The organism is Streptacidiphilus melanogenes (assembly GCF_000787835.1).
In the GTDB taxonomy this organism is placed as follows: domain Bacteria; phylum Actinomycetota; class Actinomycetes; order Streptomycetales; family Streptomycetaceae; genus Streptacidiphilus; species Streptacidiphilus melanogenes.
In genome coordinates, this window is record NZ_BBPP01000100.1 from 2,129 (window position 1) to 4,691 (window position 2,563).

Sequence of the window (2,563 nt, forward strand, 5' to 3'; positions counted from 1 at the left end):
ACCGGTGCCCTGGTAGAGCCAGAGCACGCCGTTGTGGTCGCGGGCAACGAGCTGGCCGGTCCCGTCGGCGCGCAGACCGCCGAGACTCGCGAGCAGGTTGTAGGAGTTCCAGCCAGGGCCCACGTATTCGCGGCCGCCGAAGACAGGCGAGAAGGTGTCGGTGCCGGTGCCGCGGTACTGCCACAGCGTTCCGGAGGTGTCAGGTGCCACGAGCGCGCCGACCAGGTTCTGAGGCTCATCGATGGCCTGGATCTGCAGATTCAGCGGTGCAGTTGCCAGGGTGTTGTCAAAGGTGTCCCGAAGGGAGAGGGTGCCGGTCAGGGTGCCGCTGTGGAGCCAGTAGGTTGGGAGTCAGTCCCAGGGCGAGCGGCAGATGCGGCGTGCCGACGGCAGGCGAGAGCAACTGGGCCAGCGGGTAGGTGAGGGTCAACGAGCCGTCGGCGTTGACCGTCCAGGTGCATGGCTGCTCGGGCTGCTGGTCGACCGCGCAGGCGGCGTGAAGGTTGGTGACGACGCGTTGGGCGGTGTTGCCGCTGGCGGCGAGCTGCTGGGCGCTGAAGGTAAGGCTGGTGCGGTACTGCGTGGGTGGGGCGAGCATCGGCACGGGCACGTCGAACGACACGACGTTCTCGGTGGCAGCGCCCTGGATCAGATGAACCACATGTTCGTTGGCCGCCGAGAGGGTGGAGTCGAGCTCGGGGGCCAGCGCCCGGATGTCCTGGACGCCCCTGCCCGTCAAGGCCACGGCGTTTCCGGTCGCGCCGTCGAGGATTTCGCCTTGCACCATGACGGAGCCGCCAGGATAGGCGACGTCGACGTGCACGGTGATGTCGCCAGCGGACAGCGGCGCTCCGGGGATGCCGTTGCCGTTGCTGTCCTCGCGGCCGATGTCGACGACGGGGGCCCCACCGCCGGGCGGCACAGCGACGGGCAGCCGGTTGCCAGCGGAGTCGGTGATGGTCAGCCCGGCGTCGCCCGTGGGGAAGAGCAGGCGCACGTAGGCGTCGCTGCTGGTCGGGTTGGTGACGTGGACGGTTATGTCTCCCGGCGCGCCGTCGAGGTCGATCGCAGTCGGGACGGACAAGGAGATCGTCGGGCTGGTGGGGCTCGCTTGTGCCGCGGTGGTGGTCCAGGGCGCGAGGGCGGCGACGAGGGTGATGGCGCTCGCGAGGAGGGCCCGGTGGCGCTGACGTGTTGGCACGCTGGTGCTCCAGTGAGTGGGGAATGGGTGGTGCTACAGGCCAGTGGAACGGCGGATCGGGGCGGCGAAGCCGCCGTCGCCGTTGCTGTCAGCGGTCAGTGTGAAGACTGCGCCTGGTGCGGTCGAGTAGTAGATTCCCAAGCTCAGCGCCCAGGGCGGCTACGGAAGGCGCTTCATGATCCGGCGCGCGGCAAGGCCGCCGAGGACCGCCGCTGGGGCCGCGATCAGGAAGGCGGCGGTGTACGCGTAGTCCGGCACGGCCTGTTTCGTCCACGGGAGCGTGATGGCCTGTACGAGAAAGAAGACCAACGCCCCGGCGAAGGCCGCAGCGGCCCGGTCCTTGGCCCAGAAGGAGGCCCCTCGGGGATGATCCGTCATGCGATGGTTGTAGCGGATGCCACGTCGATCAGCAACGCCCGACTCCGAGGCTCAGAGCAGTACAGCAGCTGGGTACCGCAACCGCAGGGTTCAGGACTGTGCAACACCGGCCAGCAGCACTACTCCCGAGACGGAGTTGTCCGTGGATGACCGATCCAGCGAGAGCTACGGATCAAACAGCAGCTCATCAGGGCGAGTGATGGCCTTGCGGCTATGGCAGCCGCATCGGATCATGACGCAATGCGACCTGAAGTTCGGGCGTTCGTCGCCGACGGCCCTCTCCCTGACTGGGAGGGCACCGAAGAAGAGATCGACAGGCGCGGCAAAGAGTTGGACGCCATCTCCAGGCCCGTGACCGAGGAGGAGGCCAGGGCGCTGGTGGAATGCTTCGGTCCGGACGACTGCTATGGAGTCGCCTGGACCTTGCTTCACCTGATCGAGACGGGACCCAACCCGGTCCTCCCAGAGCAGCCAGCCCCAGACGCAAACGAGTGGCACATCCGGCTGTGGCGGCGAGCGGACAACGCGCCGCTGTACCCAGCCTCGTAGACGCCCGCGGTCGATCAACCAAAAGACGAGCTATCCCCACCCTAGCCCGGTTCGAACACGGCAGGCCCCTCCATGGATCTGGAGGATGATAGATCCACCGTCAGATACCTGATCCGGGACCGGGACGCGAAGTTCCCACCGCTCCTCGACCAGGCCCCTGGCCGACGCCGGCATCCAGGTCGTGCTCACTGGCGTCCGAGTGCCGAGCGTGAACTCAATAGTGGAGCGTTGGGTGCAGACCTGCCGTCATGAACTCCTGGGCCGGACACTGATCTGGAGCGAGAGCCACCTGCGCCGTGCACTGCGCGAGTTCGAGCAGCATCACAACGCCCAGCAGCCCCACCAAGGGATGAACCAGGCGGCACCAGTACGCGCAGTGCCCGAACCGCTCGAACTAGGACAGATCGCCCGCCTGGACATACGCCGGGGTGACCA

General features: G+C 67.3%; 3 protein-coding genes and 1 pseudogene. 1 reads left to right on the forward strand and 3 read right to left on the reverse strand.

Annotated features, from left to right (window positions below):
- The 3 genes and pseudogenes from TR49_RS44335 to TR49_RS43445 form a co-directional block, all read right to left on the reverse strand.
- Positions 1–210, reverse strand: a pseudogene (locus TR49_RS44335) (FG-GAP repeat domain-containing protein); the annotation flags it as partial.
- Between the two features lie 76 nt (positions 211–286).
- Positions 287–1,201 carry a hypothetical protein gene (locus TR49_RS39400; protein ID WP_042391291.1) on the reverse strand — a complete coding sequence of 305 codons (915 nt, stop codon included), beginning with the start codon at positions 1,199–1,201 and terminating at the stop codon, positions 287–289.
- A 159-nt stretch (positions 1,202–1,360) separates the two neighbouring features.
- Entirely contained in the window at positions 1,361–1,579 is a 219-nt protein-coding gene (locus TR49_RS43445; RefSeq protein WP_042391293.1) for a hypothetical protein, read from the reverse strand.
- Between the two features lie 769 nt (positions 1,580–2,348).
- Between TR49_RS43445 and TR49_RS42315 the strand changes: the two genes are divergently transcribed.
- Positions 2,349–2,563 (forward strand): integrase core domain-containing protein (locus TR49_RS42315; protein ID WP_236653747.1); only part of this gene is annotated, 215 nt, incomplete at its 3' end.

Coding starts and splice junctions, on each gene's coding strand:
- TR49_RS43445 (WP_042391293.1), bottom strand. CDS start 1,579: ATGACGGATCATCCCCGAGGGGCCTCCTTCTGGGCCAAGGACCGGGCC.